Below are 14,182 nucleotides of genomic sequence, written 5' to 3' on the forward strand. Positions count from 1 at the left end.
ATCAGGAAAGCCAAAGGGGTTTGCCAGATGGTGTTCGACCTATATGACAACCTCGTGTCCGCCGACGCCAATTCGTCACGCAACGGTCATACGCTGCGTGCAGCATGCCTTGATCCACCTACACATCTCTCTTTCCTAGCCATGATGCTGACGAGCGCACTTCCAGACCACGAAGACCTGATGCAACGCATCGCCCGCGATTTGATCGACAGCTATGACGAGGAGTTGGAGCTGGAGATCGAAGATCGCAACATCGACGACCTCGATCCCGCCGCCCGCGCCACCGACAAGGCCGCGCGGCAGGCCTACTTCAAGGAGCTGTTCCGCCTGCAGGGCGAACTGGTGAAGCTGCAGGACTGGGTGCAGCACAGCAAGCAGAAGGTGGTCATTCTTTTCGAAGGCCGCGACGCGGCCGGCAAGGGCGGCGTGATCAAGCGCATTACCCAGCGGCTGAACCCGCGCGTGGCGCGCGTGGCCGCGCTGCCGGCGCCCAACGACCGCGAACGCACCCAGTGGTACTTTCAGCGCTATGCCGCGCACCTGCCGGCGGCCGGCGAAATGGTGCTGTTCGACCGCAGCTGGTACAACCGCGCCGGCGTCGAGCGCGTGATGGGCTTTTGCACCGACGACGAGTACGAAGAGTTCTTCCGCACCGTGCCGGAGTTCGAGAAGATGCTGGTGCGCTCGGGCATCAAGCTCATCAAGTACTGGTTCTCCATTACCGACGACGAGCAGCACATGCGCTTTCTCGGCCGCATTCACGATCCGCTCAAGCAATGGAAGCTGAGCCCGATGGACCTCGAAAGCCGCCGCCGCTGGGAGGAATACACCAAGGCGAAGGAAATCATGCTGGAGCGCACCCACATTCCAGAGGCGCCCTGGTGGGTGGTGCAGGCGGTCGACAAGAAGAAGGCGCGGCTGAACTGCATCAGCCACCTGCTGGGCCAGTTGCCGTACCAGGAAGTGGCGCATCCGCCAGTTCAACTGCCCGCACGGGAGCGCCACGCCGACTACCTGCGCCAGCCGGTGCCGGCGAGCATGATCGTGCCGGAAATCTACTGAGGCACGGGGCGGGGCTCCAGGCCTTCACCGCCCCGTTTGGACGCCCGGCGCTTTGCCCTCACACTGCGCCCATGGTTCGCCGCTCCACCACTGCTTCTCTCTTCGCCCGCGCCTACGAGCGCAACCTGAAGGCCCTGACCAAGCTCACGCTGAGCAACAGCAAGCGCGTGACGGGGCAGGTGCAGCGCGCCACCGCCAAGCGCCTCAAGCCGCCGCCGGGCCGGGGCGACTGGCTCAGCGGCATGGCGCTGGGCCCGGGCGGCGCACGGGGCTATCACCTGTTTCGCCCGGCCGACCTGAAGCTGAAGCCCGGCGAAAGGCTGCCGCTCATGGTCATGCTGCACGGCTGCGGCCAGACCGGCCGCGACTTTGCGGCCAGCACGCGCATGAACGCGCTCGCGGTGCGGCAACGCTTCCTGGTGCTCTACCTGGAACAAGACAGGCTGGCCCATCCGCAAGGCTGCTGGAACTGGTACGAGCGGCGCTCGGGCAAGGCCGACGCCGAAGCGGCCACGCTGATGGCGGCCATCGACCAGGCCTGCGTGCTGTATCCGGTAGACCGCGAGCGCATCGCGCTGGCTGGCCTCTCGGCCGGGGCCAGCATGGCGGCATTGCTGGCAACCCGCTACCCGCTGCGATTCCGCGCCGTGGTCATGCATTCGGGCGTGGCGCCGGGCGCCGCGAAATCTTCGGCCACCGCGCTGGGCGCGATGCGCGGCCAGCACACGCCGCCTATGCCCTCCACCGCGGTCGGCAAGGCGATGGGCGCCGCCGCAGTCTTCGCGACATTGCCGCCGATGCTGGTGCTGCACGGCGATGCCGATGCCGTGGTGGCGCCGAGCAACGCCGTCAACAGTGCGGCCGTGTGGGCCACGGCGGTGGGCGCAAAACCGGGGCTCTCGCGCACGCTCCAGCGCGGCAAGCGCCACCCCATGCGCGTGACCGAGTTCCGGCGCAAAGGCCGCTCGCTGGTCACGCTGTGCGAGATTGCGGGCCTGGGGCACGCGTGGAGCGGCGGCAAAGCCAGCCTGCTTTTCAGCGACCCGGCCGGGCCGGATGCCACGCGGATGGTCTGGGCCTTTGCGGCGGCGCAGTTCAAGCTGGAGGCGCCGAGTTTGATTTCAGCCGCGAATACCTAGTCGGGCTTGGGCGGCGGCAGTTCAGCAATCTTCGAGGCCACACGCTGGCATGCGGCAATCAGATCGCGAACGATGCGCTCGTCCACATTCATGTCGCCTTCGTACTCTCCGAGGTTTCGTATTTCGTGAGCTTTGGCCAATACCCGCCACACCTCCGGCCCCAACTCCAATGTATGGGGCAACACCTGAAAGACGATGAAGCGGTTGCCTGACCGGTAGCCATGCCAACGCAGCGCCGCGAGGCACATGGCATGCGCTGCGTTGTAGGCGAGGTCGAATCGGCCCTCGACGGAAAGTTGCATCACCTGGGCGTCCGCCAGCCGCGCGAGTCCGGAACGCATCAGGCCCGCGAATTCGCGAGCATCCGGCGGTTCTGCGGCGAGCGGCTTGGTCGGGCCGCACAGGTTTTCAAGCGGGGAGGGCATGCGCGTCGCCGATGACCCAGAGCTTGGGCTGCTCCATGACGCGCTTCACGAACGATTCGCCGTCTTTGTGCTTTCGCATCAGTTCTTTTCTGGTGAGCATGGTCGGGTTCACTGTACGGCCCAGACGTGCCGACACTGCATCGAGAGCGAGAAACAGATCCGAATACGCAAGTTCTTCACTGATCAGCAGCAGGTCGATGTCGCTGGCGGCCGTGTCGCTCTTCTTGGCCACCGAGCCGAACACGAACGCGGCTTCGATTTTTTCGGCCAGCGGTTCCAGCGCTTCGCGCAGCGGACCTGCGAGTCCGAAGGTCTTGCGAACAATGCTGCTCAATTCATCGAAGATTGGCGCCGCGGCATTGGCTTGATAGTGCTTCTGATTGCCGACGCGCGATGTGATGAGCAGGCCACTGTCTGCCAACTGTTTGAGTTCGCGTTGTACGGCGCCGGAGCCTGCGCCGGTCAACTTGATCAACTCGGTGGAAAAGAAACTCCGGTCGGGCTGGCCGAAGAGATAGCCGAGCACGCGCTGCTGGGTGGTCGTGAACAGGGCGTCCGCCAGGCTGGCGGGCCTTGCGGTCTGTTTTGCTTGCGATGAGGGCATGCCCATTTTGGGTATTTTAAAGCCCAAAATGGGTTTTTTGGGGCACAGCTCGACAGCCCTGCCCTGAGTACCTCCGTGTACGCCACCCGGCGTATTTCTCGCCCGCGGTCGAATCCGCAGACTCCCCTCCATCGTCCGGCGAGCCCGGCGACAAGGTTTCAACCACCCCGGAGCAGGAGTCCACATGCAACGTCGTTTCACCCTCAAGGCGCTCACCGCCGCCGTCGCCCTGGCCAGCATCTCCGCTGCGCCGGCCTTTGCCGCCGACACCATCAAGGTCGGCGTGCTGCACTCGCTGTCGGGCACGATGGCCATTTCTGAAACCGTGTTGAAAGACACGGTGCTGATGGCCATTGACGACATCAACAAGAAGGGCGGCGTGCTAGGCAAGCAGCTCGAGCCCGTGGTGGTCGACCCCGCTTCCAACTGGCCCCTGTTCGCCGAAAAGACCAAGCAACTGCTCGGCCAGGACAAGGTTTCGGTGATCTTCGGCTGCTGGACCTCGGTGTCGCGCAAGTCGGTGCTGCCGGTGGTCGAGGAAATGAACGGCCTGCTGTTCTACCCCGTGCAATACGAAGGCGAAGAGCTCTCCAAGAACGTGTTCTACACCGGCGCCGCGCCCAACCAGCAAGCCATTCCGGCCGTCGACTACCTGATGAGCAAGGAAGGCGGCGGCGCCAAGCGCTGGGTGCTGCTGGGCACCGACTACGTGTACCCCCGCACCACCAACAAGATCCTGCGCGCCTACCTGAAGAGCAAGGGCGTGAAGGACACCGACATCGACGAGAAGTACACGCCCTTCGGCCACAGCGACTACCAGACCATCGTCGCCGACGTCAAGAAGTTCTCGGCCGGCGGCAAGACGGCCGTGGTGTCGACCATCAACGGCGACTCGAACGTGCCGTTCTACAAGGAACTCGGCAACGCCGGCCTGAAGGCCAAGGACGTGCCCGTGGTTGCCTTCTCGGTGGGCGAAGAAGAACTGCGCGGCGTGGACACCAAGCCGCTGGTCGGTCACCTCGCTGCATGGAACTACTTCATGAGCATCAAGAACCCGACCAACACGGCGTTCATCAAGCAGTGGGGCGACTACGCCAAGGCCAAGAACATCGCCGGCCACAAGGACAAGCCGCTCACCAACGACCCGATGGAAGCCACCTGGATCGGCATCCACATGTGGAAGCAGGCCGTCGAGAAGGCCAAGAGCACGGACACCGACAAGGTGATTGCCGCCATGGCCGGCCAGACTTTCACTGCTCCTTCGGGCATCGTCTCGAAGATGGACGAGAAGAACCATCACTTGCACAAGAGCGTGTTCATCGGCGAGATCAAGGCCGACGGCCAGTTCAGCGTGGTGTGGAAGACGCCGGGCCCGGTCAAGGCCAAGCCTTGGAGCCCGTACATCGAAGGCAACGACAAGAAGCCGGATCAGCCGGCTGGCAAGTCGCTGTAAGCGTGTTTTCTCCCTCCCCCGCTGGGGGGAGGGCAGGGGTGGGGGCAAGCGGCGGTCGATCTGGTCACTGCGCCTGAATGAGCGCTGTGTGCCCCCACCCCAACCCTCCCCCGGAAGGGGAGGGAGCCAATCCCAACTTCCACTTCACAATGCTTCGACGAACCCTTCACTGCGCACTTGCCGCCATGCTCCTCATGGCAACGGCCGTCCACGCGCTGACCGCCGACGAAGCCAAGGCCATCGCCTCCGGCGAATCCGAATCGCGCATCACCGCGCTCAACAAGGCCGTGCTCACGGCCGACGAAAAAACCGCCGCTTTCATCCAGGCCATGTCCGAAGACGCGGTCAAGTACACCGAAGACAAGGTCTTCGTGATGAAGGAAGACAAAGGCTACGACCCCGTGACCGGCGCCGAACTGAAGGTGCCCGACACGGCCGAGGACGTGGTCAACAACAACCTGATGCGCGGCGCGCTCGATGCCGCGCAGGCCGCGCTCAAGCTCACCAGCAAGGACGACGCGGTGCGCGCCGAAGCCGCGCAAGCGCTCTTCAAGGAGCCCGACGAATCCCGCGTGCCCATGGTCGAGAAGGCGCTGGCCGCCGAGACCAACCCCGCCATCAAGGCGCAGCTCCAGCTGGTGCGCGCTGCCAGCATGCTCAGCAGCGCCGACAAGGCCAAGCGCCTTATCGCGGCCAAGGAGCTTGGCGCCAACAGCAGCCCCGACACCAAGCTGCTGCTCAACCAGCGGCTCGCCGACGAGACCGAGGCGGACGTCAAGGCCGCCATCGTCGCTTCCATTGCCAGCATCGACGGCTCGCTGGTCTGGGGCGACCGCATCAACGCGGTGTTCAGCGGCATCAGCCTGGGCTCGGTGCTGCTGCTCGCCGCGCTGGGCCTGGCCATTACCTACGGCCTGATGGGCGTCATCAACATGGCGCACGGCGAGCTGATGATGATCGGCGCCTATGCCACCTACGTGATGCAGGGCATCTTCCAGCGCTACATGCCCGAGGCGGCCTTCGGCTGGTACCTGGTGGCGGCCATTCCGGTGGCGTTCCTTGCGTCGGCGCTCGTCGGTGCGGTGCTCGAACGCGGGGTGATCCGCTTTCTTTACGGCCGCCCGCTCGAAACGCTGCTCGCCACCTGGGGCATCAGCCTGATGCTGCAGCAACTCGTGCGGTCGCTCTTCGGCGCGCAGAACGTCGGCGTGGAAAACCCGGGCTGGATGAGCGGCGGCTTCACCATGCTGAGCAACGTGACGCTGCCATGGAACCGCATCTGCATCATCATCTTCGCGGCGCTGGTGCTGCTGGCCATGGGCTGGCTCATCGGCCGCACGCGGCTTGGCCTGTTTGTGCGCGGCGTCACGCAGAACCGGCCCATTGCCTCGTGCATGGGCGTGAACACGGCGCGCATCGACACCTACGCTTTCGCGCTCGGCTCCGGCATTGCCGGCCTTGCGGGTTGCGCGCTGAGCCAGATCGGCAACGTGGGGCCCGACCTCGGCCAGAGCTACATCGTCGACAGCTTCATGGTGGTCGTGATGGGCGGCGTGGGCCAGCTTGCGGGCACCGTGTATGCGGCACTGGGGCTCGGCGTTCTCAACAAGTTCATCGAAGGCTGGGCGGGCGCGGTGCTCGCGAAGATCGCGGTGCTTGTCTTCATCATCATCTTCATTCAAAAGAGACCTCAAGGCATCTTTGCCATGAAGGGCCGGAGCGCAGAAGCATGAGCCGCCGGGCCGCTCCCAAGGCGAATAACGTAGCGCGCAGCGCGGAGAATTTCGAATGAGCAAGGTCACGTTGCCAACCAAGGGCCCGCTGCTGAGCGGCAAGGGCTGGACAGCCTTCTTTGTCACGCTGATCGTGGTGTGCGCGGTGGCGCCGGTTCTCAACATGGTGGTGCCGGCCGACAGCCCGCTGCACATGAGCGACTACGCCGTGGCGCTCGTCGGCAAGATCATGTGCTACGCCATCTGCGCGCTGGCCATGGACCTGATCTGGGGCTACACCGGCATTCTCTCGCTGGGGCACGGTCTCTTCTTTGCGCTCGGCGGCTACATGATGGGCATGTACCTCATGCGGCAGATCGGCCGCGACGGCAACTACAAGAGCGACCTGCCCGACTTCATGGTGTTTCTCGACTGGAAGACGCTGCCCTGGCACTGGACCTTCAGCGACAGCTTCATTGCCACGCTGTTCCTCATCGTTGCGGTGCCGGGCCTCATCGCCTTCGTGTTCGGCTTCTTCGCGTTCCGCTCGCGCATCAAGGGCGTGTATTTTTCAATCATCACGCAGGCCATGACCTTCGCGGCAATGCTGCTGTTCTTCCGCAACGAAACGGGCTTCGGCGGCAACAACGGCTTTACCGATTTCAAGCGCATCCTCGGCATTCCGATTGCCACGCAAGAGATGCGCATGACGCTCTTCGCGCTCACGGGCATCACGCTCCTGGGCTTCTTCCTGTTTGCCAAATGGCTCATCGGCAGCAAGTTCGGCCGCGTGCTCCAGGCCATTCGCGATGCCGAAACGCGCGTGATGTTCTCGGGCTACAACCCGCTGCCTTACAAGCTCACCATCTGGGTCATCTCGGCCATCATGTGCGGTGTCGCCGGTGCGTTGTACGTGCCGCAGGTCGGCATCATCAACCCGGGCGAGATGAGCGCGGCCAACTCCATCGAGATCGCGATCTGGGCGGCCGTGGGGGGTCGCGCAACGCTCATCGGGCCGATCATCGGCGCTTTCATCGTCAACGGTGCGAAGAGCTGGCTCACTGTGGCGTACCCGGAGTACTGGCTGTACTTCCTTGGCGCGTTGTTCATTGCCGTCACGCTGTTCCTGCCGAACGGCATCGTGGGCCTGGTGAAGAAATGGCTGTCGCGTGAGAAGGCGGCACCCGCTGCACCGAGTGCCGGCCGCGAGGAAGCGCAGCGCGCCATGGCCGCCGCGCAGGGCATGGAGCCCGAGGCGCTGCATGCACCGCTCGCGCCTGAAGTGAAGGGAGCGCGCGCATGACGCCCGACCTGATGGAAGCCGGGGCCGAGCGCGCGGCAAGGGCCCACGGCATGCACTACGTGAGCGGCAGCACCGAGTCGGGCGGTCGTTCCGCCGGCTTCGGCCGCATTGCCACGCCGGGCGAGGTCGACATCACGCACGGCCGCATCCTGTACCTTGAGGACGTGAGCGTGAGCTTCGACGGCTTCAAGGCGATCAACAAGCTGTCGCTCGATATTGCGCCGGGCGAGCTGCGCTGCATCATCGGCCCCAACGGCGCGGGCAAGACGACGATGATGGACATCATCACCGGCAAGACGCGGCCCGACGAAGGCACGGTGTTCTTCGGCAGCACCATCGACCTGCTGCGCCACCGCGAGGCCGACATTGCCCAACTGGGCATCGGCCGCAAGTTCCAGAAGCCGACGGTGTTCGAGCATCTCACCGTGTTCGAGAACCTCGAGCTCGCGCTCAAGACCAACAAGGGCGTTCGCGCCTCGATGCTGTTCAGGCTCGACTCGGCGCAGAGCGATCGGCTGGCCGAAGTGCTGCACACCATTCATCTGGCCGACAGCGTGTCGCGCCTGGCCGGCAACCTGAGCCACGGGCAGAAGCAATGGCTCGAAATCGGCATGCTGCTGATGCAGGACCCGAAGCTGCTGCTGCTCGACGAGCCGGTGGCCGGCATGACCGACGAGGAAACCGCGCGCACCGCCGAGCTGTTCCTCACGCTCAAAGGCAAGCATTCGTTGATGGTGGTGGAGCACGACATGAGCTTCATCCGCACGATCTCCGAGATCGTCACCGTGCTGTGCGACGGCTCCGTGCTGGCGCAGGGCACGCTCGACGAAGTGCAGTCCGACGAACGCGTGATCGAGGTTTATCTCGGCCGCTGAGGAATCGATTTCATGCTGACAGTCAAGAACATCCACCAGTACTACGGCGGCTCCCACATCCTGCGGGACGTGAGCTTCGAGGCAACGCTCGGCAAGGTCACCGTGCTGCTGGGCCGCAACGGCGTAGGCAAGACCACGCTGCTGAAGTCGTTGATGGGCCTGGTGCCCATCAAGAGCGGCAGCATCGAGCTCGAAGGCAAGCCGATCCACAAGGCCACGCCGTACGAACGGGCAAGGGCCGGCATCGGTTTCGTTCCCCAAGGCCGCGAAATCTTTGCGCGCCTCACCGTCGAGGAAAACCTGCGCATGGGCCTGGCGTACAAGAGCGGCAGCACGCCCATTCCGTCGGAACTCTTCGAGCTGTTCCCCGTGCTCAAGCAGATGATCAACAGAAGAGGCGGCGATCTCTCGGGCGGGCAGCAGCAGCAACTGGCCATTGCCCGCGCCCTGGCGCCCAAGCCCAAGCTGCTGATCCTCGACGAGCCCACCGAAGGCATTCAGCCGAGCATCATCAAGGACATCGGCCGCGTCATCCGCATGCTGGCCGATCGCGGCGACATGGCCATCGTGCTCTGCGAGCAGTACTACGACTTTGCCCAGGAGCTCGCCGACGACTACCTCGTGATGGAGCGCGGCGAGGTGATCGCGCGCGGCCTCGGCAAGGACATGGAAGCACAGGGCGTGCGGCAGCTCGTCGCCATCTGACCGCAAGGGGCAGAAGCCAGAAAAAGCCCGTCCCCGTATCGGCCCTTCGCCATTTGCGTATCGGCAGAAATTCAGGGTTTACCCTAAAATCGGGCCCTGCCCGTCGCCGCCGGGCACCCTCCCAGGAGCCTGGCCTTGAACGCCCCCCCACCCGCGCCCGATACCGGCGCGGACACCGACATTTCCTCTTCTTCGTCTGCGCCGCCTCGGCCCGTCAACTTCTTGCGGGCCGTGCTTGCGCTCGGCGTCGGCGGCTTTGCCATCGGCACGGGTGAGTTCGTGATCATGGGCCTGCTGCCCGAGGTTGCGCGCGACATTGCCGTCACCATTCCGCAGGCGGGCCACGTCATCAGCGCCTACGCGCTGGGCGTGGTCATCGGCGCGCCCGTGCTCGCGGTGCTTGCCGCGGGTTGGCGGCGCCGCGCACTGCTGATTGCGCTCATGGCCATTTTTGCCGCCGGTAATTTCGCCAGCGCCATGGCGCCGGGCTACATGTCGCTCAACCTGCTGCGCTTTGCGACCGGCCTGCCGCACGGCACCTACTTTGGCGTTGCCGCGCTGGTGGCGGCAACGCTGGCGCCATCCGGCCGCCGCGCGCGGGCCGTGGGCCTTGTCATGCTGGGGCTCACCGGCGCCACGCTTGTCGGCGTGCCGATTGCCGCCTGGCTCGGCCAGCTGTTCGGCTGGCGCGCGGCCTTCGTGTTCGTCGGCGTCATCGCGCTCATTGCCGTGGCGCTGCTGCGGCGTGACATTCCCGATCTTGCGGCGCCCGCGGGTGCCAGCCCGTGGCGCGAGCTTGGCGCGCTCAAGCGCAAGCAGGTGTGGTTCACGCTTGGCATCGGCGCCATCGGCTTTGGCGGCATGTTCTCGGTGTTCAGCTACATCAAGCCCACGCTGATCGAGGTGGCGGGCTTGCCTTTGGGCGGCGTGCCCTTCGTTCTTGCGCTGTTCGGCCTGGGCATGGTCACGGGCAACCTCGTCGGCTCGCGCCTGGCCGACAAGTCGCTCATGCGCACCATCGGCGGCCTGCTGGTGTATGCGGCGCTGGTGCTCGCCATGTTCACGTTCGCGGCGCACAACGTCTTTACTGCGGCGTTCAACGTGTTTCTCATCGGCACCACGGTCGCCATCGGCCCGGCGCTGCAGATTCGCCTGATGGACGTGGCCGGCGACGCGCAGACGCTTGCCGCCGCGCTCAACCACTCGGCCTTCAACATGGCCAACGCGCTCGGCGCGTGGCTCGGCGGCGTGGCCATTGCGGCGGGCCTGGGCTGGACCTCGACCGGGTGGGTCGGGGCGCTGTTGGCGCTGGCCGGCATCGGCATCTTCGGCTGGGCCGTGATGAGCGCACGCGCCGGCGCCCGGCAGGGCGGCCGGCTCGAAGCCACCTGAGAAAAGCCGGCGCATGCAGGATTGCGCGGCCGTGTCTATGATGACCGCCGCCCTTCCACACCTCTCTCATCGCTTCGGATCGAGACCACCATGAGCATTCCCACCACCCGGCTCGGCCGCACGGGCCTGACCGTGTCGCGCCTTGCGCTCGGCACCATGACCTTCGGCCTGCAGACCGACGAGGCCGTGTCGCACAGCATTCTCGACAAGGCCGCGGAAGGCGGCATCAACTTTCTGGATACGGCCGACGTGTACCCGCTGGGCGGCACCGTCGAGACCACCGGCCGCACCGAAGAAATCATCGGCCGCTGGCTGCAGAAGCAAGGCCCCACCGGCCGCCGCCGCTTCGTGGTGGCCACCAAGGCTGTCGGCAAGGTCGGCCCCAACAGCTGGGACCAGGGCGCATCGCGCAAGCACCTGCTGGACGCCATCGACGCCTCGCTCAAGCGGCTGCAGACCGACCATGTCGACCTGTACCAGCTGCACAGCGACGACCGCGAGACACCGCTCGAAGAGAGCCTGGAGGCGCTGGACGTCATCGTCAGATCCGGCCGCGCGCGCTACATCGGCGTGTCCAACTTCCTGGCCTACCGGCTGGCCCGCGCGCTCGGCAAGGCCGAGCTGCACAAGCTCACGCGCTATGTGTCGGTGCAGCCGCGCTACAGCCTGCTGTTCCGCGAAATCGAACGCGAGCTGCTGCCGCTCGCGGCCGAAGAGGGCCTGGGCGTAATTCCCTACAACCCACTGGCCGGCGGCCTGCTCACCGGCAAGTACAAGCCCGGTGCCAAGCCTGAGGAAAACACGCGCTTCACGCTCGGCACCGCGGGCGGCATGTACCAGGACCGCTATTGGAACGAGCGCAGCTTCAACACGGTGACGCAGCTGCACAAGCTGGCCGACGAAGCCGGTGTGCCGCTGGCCACGCTGGCGGTCGCGTGGGTCATGGCCAACCCGCTCATTACCGCGCCGCTGCTGGGCGCCAGCCGGCCCGAACAGCTCGACGCCACGCTGGCAGCCGCCGAATACAAGCTCGACCCGGCACTGAAGCAGAAGCTCGACGAGCTCACGGCCGAATACCGCAAGGGCGACGCGCCCCGCTAGGCCCTGAACGAGTAAACCCCCACCTCGCGCTGCTGCCATGGCACAGCTGATGTCGCTGCTGGTGCAGAACGCGATCGCGATCGTCTTCGCGGCGAGCTTTGCCGCGCGCCTCGGCTTGCCCGTGCCTGCCGCAGCCGTGCTGGTGGTTTCGGGCGCGTTGCTGGCGGCTGGCAATGTCTCGGTGGTGGGCGTGGTGGTGGCTGCGGTGCTTGCCAACCTGCTGGGCGACGGCGCCTGGTTCTATGCCGGGCGGCGTTTCGGCTACGGCTTCATGCGCCTTCTGTGCCGCATCTCGCTGTCGCCCGACTCATGCGTGCGGCGCGGCGAATCGCTCATAGGCCGGTGGGGCGGCCTCTCGCTGGTGGCCGCCAAGTTCGTGCCCGGCGTCTCGGTGGTGGCGCCGCCGATGGCCGGTGCGCTGGGCATGTCGGTGTGGCGCTTCATCGGGTTCGATATTGGCGCCGCACTCATCTGGACCGGCGTTTTCCTCGGGCTCGGCTGGGCTTTTCGCGACCAGATCCAGGAGGTGCTGGCCATGCTCGCGCAGGCTGGCGGCATTGCGACGCTTGCGCTTGTGGTTGTGCTGGCCGTGATGCTGGTTGTGCGCTACTGGCGCCGCCGCGCATTCATGCGGCTGACCGGCATGCCGCGCATCACCGTGGACGAGCTGCACGATCTGCTGGCCGGCGAGGTGCCGCCGCTGGTCATCGATGTGCGTGGAGAGGCCGGCCTGCAGGTCGACCCGCGCCGCATTCCGGGTGCGCTTTCATACACGCTCAAGGCGCTGCAGCAGCGGCATGGAGAGCTGCCGCTGGTGGGCGGGCGCGACGTGGTGCTTTACTGCAATTGCCCCAACGAGGTGTCGGCCGCCCAGGCTGCGCGCGTGCTGCTGGCCCGCGGCGCACGCCGCGCACTGCCGCTCACAGGCGGGCTCGACGCATGGGTAGCCTCGGGTCGGCCCACCAGTCTGCACTGATCGGTCCAACCGCGTCATCGGGCAGGACAGGACCCGCCCCGGTGGTAGTCTTGCCCTCCGATGAACCTCCGCACCAAGATCGTCGCGCTGGCCGTTGCACCGCTGCTCATCGCGCTGGTGCTGGTTGCCCTGGCGGTGCGCCACCAGGAGCATGACCTGGCGCGGCGCGAGCGTGCGCTCATCGAGAAAAGCTACATGGACCAGCGGCGCAGCGAACTGCGCAGCTATGTCGACCTGGCCGTGAGCATCGTGCGGCCGCTGTACGACGCGGGCCTGGACGACGAAGAAACCCGCAACGAAGCCCTGCGCCGCCTGGCCGCGCTCGACTACGGCGATGACGGCTACTTCTTCGTCTACGACATGCAGGGCCGCTCCCTCATGCATTCGCGCCAGCCCGACCTCGTGGGCAAGAACCTCTGGGACCTGCGCGACTCCCGCGGCCGCTTCACCATACAAGACCTGATTGCCGGCGCGCGCGTGGGCGGCGGCTATGTCGAGTACGAATGGCGCAAGCCCTCCAGCGAGCAGATGGCGCCCAAGCTGGGCTACGTCACCGCGTTGCCGCGCTGGAACTGGATGGTCGGCACCGGCCTGTACCTCGACGACATCGAAACCACCATGCAGGCGCTCGACCGGCAGATGAGCGCCAATGTCACCACCACGCTGCTCTGGATTGCCGGCATTGCCGCGCTGTGCCTGGGCGTGGTGAGCGCCACCGGCCTGCTGCTCAACCTGAGCGAACACCGCGTGGCCGAGGCCAAGCTGCGGCTGCTCGCGCGGCGCGTGGTTCAGTCGCAAGAAGAAGAGCGCGGCCACCTCGCGCGCGAGCTGCACGACGGTACCAGCCAAACGCTGGTGTCCGCCAAGCTGCTCATCGAATCCGCCGTGGATGCACTCGACCGCGACAGCCAGGCGTCACCGCCCGCACTGACCAAGGCACTGCAAAGGCTCAATGATTCGCTGCTCGAAGTGCGGCGCATTTCGCATCGGCTGCGCCCGGCGCTGCTCGACACCCTTGGCCTGCCCGCCGCATTGCAACGCCTGGGCGACGAGTTTGCGGAAGAGGGCGCCATCGATGCGTCGATCATGATCGAAGGCGAGGCCTTCGAGCTCTCGCAAGAAGCCAAGACCGCGCTCTTCCGCGTCACGCAAGAGGCGCTGACCAATGTGCGCAAGCACGCAAAGGCCAACCGCGTGCACATTGCCCTCGGCTTCTCGGACGAAGACGGTGTGCGGCTCGAGATCGGCGACGACGGCGAGGGCTTCGACGTAGACGCCATGCAGCTCGACCCGCGCCGCGGCATCGGCCTGCGCAACATGCGCGAACGCATGGAGTCGATCGGCGGGCGCCTCAGCGTGCGGTCCGGCGAAGGCGGAACAACCATCGTGGCCGAAGTGCCGACCCAGAGCGCCAAGCCTGAATAGCCGGACCCCT

The 14,182-nt window shown here is 65.7% G+C and carries 13 protein-coding genes; 11 read left to right on the top strand and 2 right to left on the bottom strand.

What is annotated here, in order from left to right; all coding sequences use genetic code 11:
- Positions 1-141 precede the first annotated feature (141 nt).
- Both ppk2 and V9K97_RS03325 read left to right on the top strand, forming a co-directional pair.
- The gene (gene ppk2, locus V9K97_RS03320) at positions 142-1,062 is read left to right on the top strand and encodes a polyphosphate kinase 2 (RefSeq protein WP_337297104.1); all 921 of its coding nucleotides are present in this window, start codon (positions 142-144) and stop codon (positions 1,060-1,062) included.
- A gap of 71 nt (positions 1,063-1,133) precedes the next feature.
- Positions 1,134-2,201, top strand: coding sequence for an extracellular catalytic domain type 1 short-chain-length polyhydroxyalkanoate depolymerase (locus tag V9K97_RS03325; protein ID WP_337316204.1), 1,068 nt, complete (start codon positions 1,134-1,136; stop codon positions 2,199-2,201).
- On the opposite strand, the gene V9K97_RS03330 is transcribed toward V9K97_RS03325, so the two are convergent.
- Together V9K97_RS03330 and V9K97_RS03335 are read right to left on the bottom strand one after the other, a co-directional pair.
- Positions 2,198-2,626 carry a hypothetical protein gene (locus V9K97_RS03330; protein WP_337316206.1) on the bottom strand — a complete coding sequence of 143 codons (429 nt, stop codon included), beginning with the start codon at positions 2,624-2,626 and terminating at the stop codon, positions 2,198-2,200. The two genes, V9K97_RS03325 and V9K97_RS03330, sit on opposite strands and share 4 nt — an antisense overlap.
- The gene (locus V9K97_RS03335; RefSeq protein WP_337316207.1) at positions 2,610-3,236 is read right to left on the bottom strand and encodes a nucleotidyltransferase domain-containing protein; all 627 of its coding nucleotides are present in this window, start codon (positions 3,234-3,236) and stop codon (positions 2,610-2,612) included. Before V9K97_RS03335 ends, V9K97_RS03330 begins: the two co-directional genes overlap by 17 nt.
- Positions 3,237-3,414: 178 nt before the next feature.
- Here V9K97_RS03335 and urtA point away from each other — a divergent pair, with 178 nt between their 5' ends.
- The 9 genes from urtA to V9K97_RS03380 all read left to right on the top strand — a co-directional run bounded on the left by urtA (position 3,415) and on the right by V9K97_RS03380 (position 14,172).
- Positions 3,415-4,683, top strand: coding sequence for an urea ABC transporter substrate-binding protein (gene urtA / locus V9K97_RS03340; protein WP_337316209.1), 1,269 nt, complete (start codon positions 3,415-3,417; stop codon positions 4,681-4,683).
- A gap of 185 nt (positions 4,684-4,868) precedes the next feature.
- Positions 4,869-6,416 carry an urea ABC transporter permease subunit UrtB gene (gene urtB, locus V9K97_RS03345; RefSeq protein WP_337316211.1) on the top strand — a complete coding sequence of 516 codons (1,548 nt, stop codon included), beginning with the start codon at positions 4,869-4,871 and terminating at the stop codon, positions 6,414-6,416.
- Positions 6,417-6,471: 55 nt separating this feature from the next.
- On the top strand, positions 6,472-7,698 hold the full coding sequence (urtC, locus tag V9K97_RS03350) for an urea ABC transporter permease subunit UrtC (RefSeq protein ID WP_337316214.1): 1,227 nt from the start codon (positions 6,472-6,474) through the stop codon (positions 7,696-7,698).
- Positions 7,695-8,573 carry an urea ABC transporter ATP-binding protein UrtD gene (gene urtD, locus V9K97_RS03355; protein ID WP_337297102.1) on the top strand — a complete coding sequence of 293 codons (879 nt, stop codon included), beginning with the start codon at positions 7,695-7,697 and terminating at the stop codon, positions 8,571-8,573. Before urtC ends, urtD begins: the two co-directional genes overlap by 4 nt.
- A 12-nt stretch (positions 8,574-8,585) precedes the next feature.
- Positions 8,586-9,278 carry an urea ABC transporter ATP-binding subunit UrtE gene (gene urtE, locus V9K97_RS03360; protein WP_337297101.1) on the top strand — a complete coding sequence of 231 codons (693 nt, stop codon included), beginning with the start codon at positions 8,586-8,588 and terminating at the stop codon, positions 9,276-9,278.
- A 135-nt stretch (positions 9,279-9,413) separates the two neighbouring features.
- Entirely contained in the window at positions 9,414-10,670 is a 1,257-nt protein-coding gene (locus tag V9K97_RS03365; RefSeq protein ID WP_337316216.1) for an MFS transporter, read from the top strand.
- A 90-nt stretch (positions 10,671-10,760) separates the two neighbouring features.
- Positions 10,761-11,771 carry an aldo/keto reductase gene (locus tag V9K97_RS03370; RefSeq protein WP_258501925.1) on the top strand — a complete coding sequence of 337 codons (1,011 nt, stop codon included), beginning with the start codon at positions 10,761-10,763 and terminating at the stop codon, positions 11,769-11,771.
- 37 nt (positions 11,772-11,808) lie between these two features.
- Positions 11,809-12,747 carry a VTT domain-containing protein gene (locus V9K97_RS03375; protein ID WP_337316218.1) on the top strand — a complete coding sequence of 313 codons (939 nt, stop codon included), beginning with the start codon at positions 11,809-11,811 and terminating at the stop codon, positions 12,745-12,747.
- 60 nt (positions 12,748-12,807) lie between these two features.
- Positions 12,808-14,172: a cache domain-containing protein gene (locus V9K97_RS03380; RefSeq protein ID WP_337316220.1), complete on the top strand. Its 1,365-nt coding sequence runs from the start codon at positions 12,808-12,810 to the stop codon at positions 14,170-14,172.
- Positions 14,173-14,182: the final 10 nt, after the last annotated feature.

This window comes from Variovorax sp. CCNWLW186, from assembly GCF_037203865.1.
In the GTDB taxonomy this organism is placed as follows: domain Bacteria; phylum Pseudomonadota; class Gammaproteobacteria; order Burkholderiales; family Burkholderiaceae_C; genus Variovorax.

Bases quoted from the DNA above. Each gene is read 5' to 3' on its own strand.
- ppk2 (WP_337297104.1), top strand. From the start codon at position 142: ATGATGCTGACGAGCGCACTTCCAGACCACGAAGACCTGATGCAACGC.
- V9K97_RS03325 (WP_337316204.1), top strand. From the start codon at position 1,134: ATGGTTCGCCGCTCCACCACTGCTTCTCTCTTCGCCCGCGCCTACGAG.
- V9K97_RS03330 (WP_337316206.1), bottom strand. From the start codon at position 2,626: ATGCCCTCCCCGCTTGAAAACCTGTGCGGCCCGACCAAGCCGCTCGCC.
- V9K97_RS03335 (WP_337316207.1), bottom strand. From the start codon at position 3,236: ATGGGCATGCCCTCATCGCAAGCAAAACAGACCGCAAGGCCCGCCAGC.
- urtA (WP_337316209.1), top strand. From the start codon at position 3,415: ATGCAACGTCGTTTCACCCTCAAGGCGCTCACCGCCGCCGTCGCCCTG.
- urtB (WP_337316211.1), top strand. From the start codon at position 4,869: ATGCTCCTCATGGCAACGGCCGTCCACGCGCTGACCGCCGACGAAGCC.
- urtC (WP_337316214.1), top strand. From the start codon at position 6,472: ATGAGCAAGGTCACGTTGCCAACCAAGGGCCCGCTGCTGAGCGGCAAG.
- urtD (WP_337297102.1), top strand. From the start codon at position 7,695: ATGACGCCCGACCTGATGGAAGCCGGGGCCGAGCGCGCGGCAAGGGCC.
- urtE (WP_337297101.1), top strand. From the start codon at position 8,586: ATGCTGACAGTCAAGAACATCCACCAGTACTACGGCGGCTCCCACATC.
- V9K97_RS03370 (WP_258501925.1), top strand. From the start codon at position 10,761: ATGAGCATTCCCACCACCCGGCTCGGCCGCACGGGCCTGACCGTGTCG.
- V9K97_RS03375 (WP_337316218.1), top strand. From the start codon at position 11,809: ATGGCACAGCTGATGTCGCTGCTGGTGCAGAACGCGATCGCGATCGTC.
- V9K97_RS03380 (WP_337316220.1), top strand. From the start codon at position 12,808: ATGAACCTCCGCACCAAGATCGTCGCGCTGGCCGTTGCACCGCTGCTC.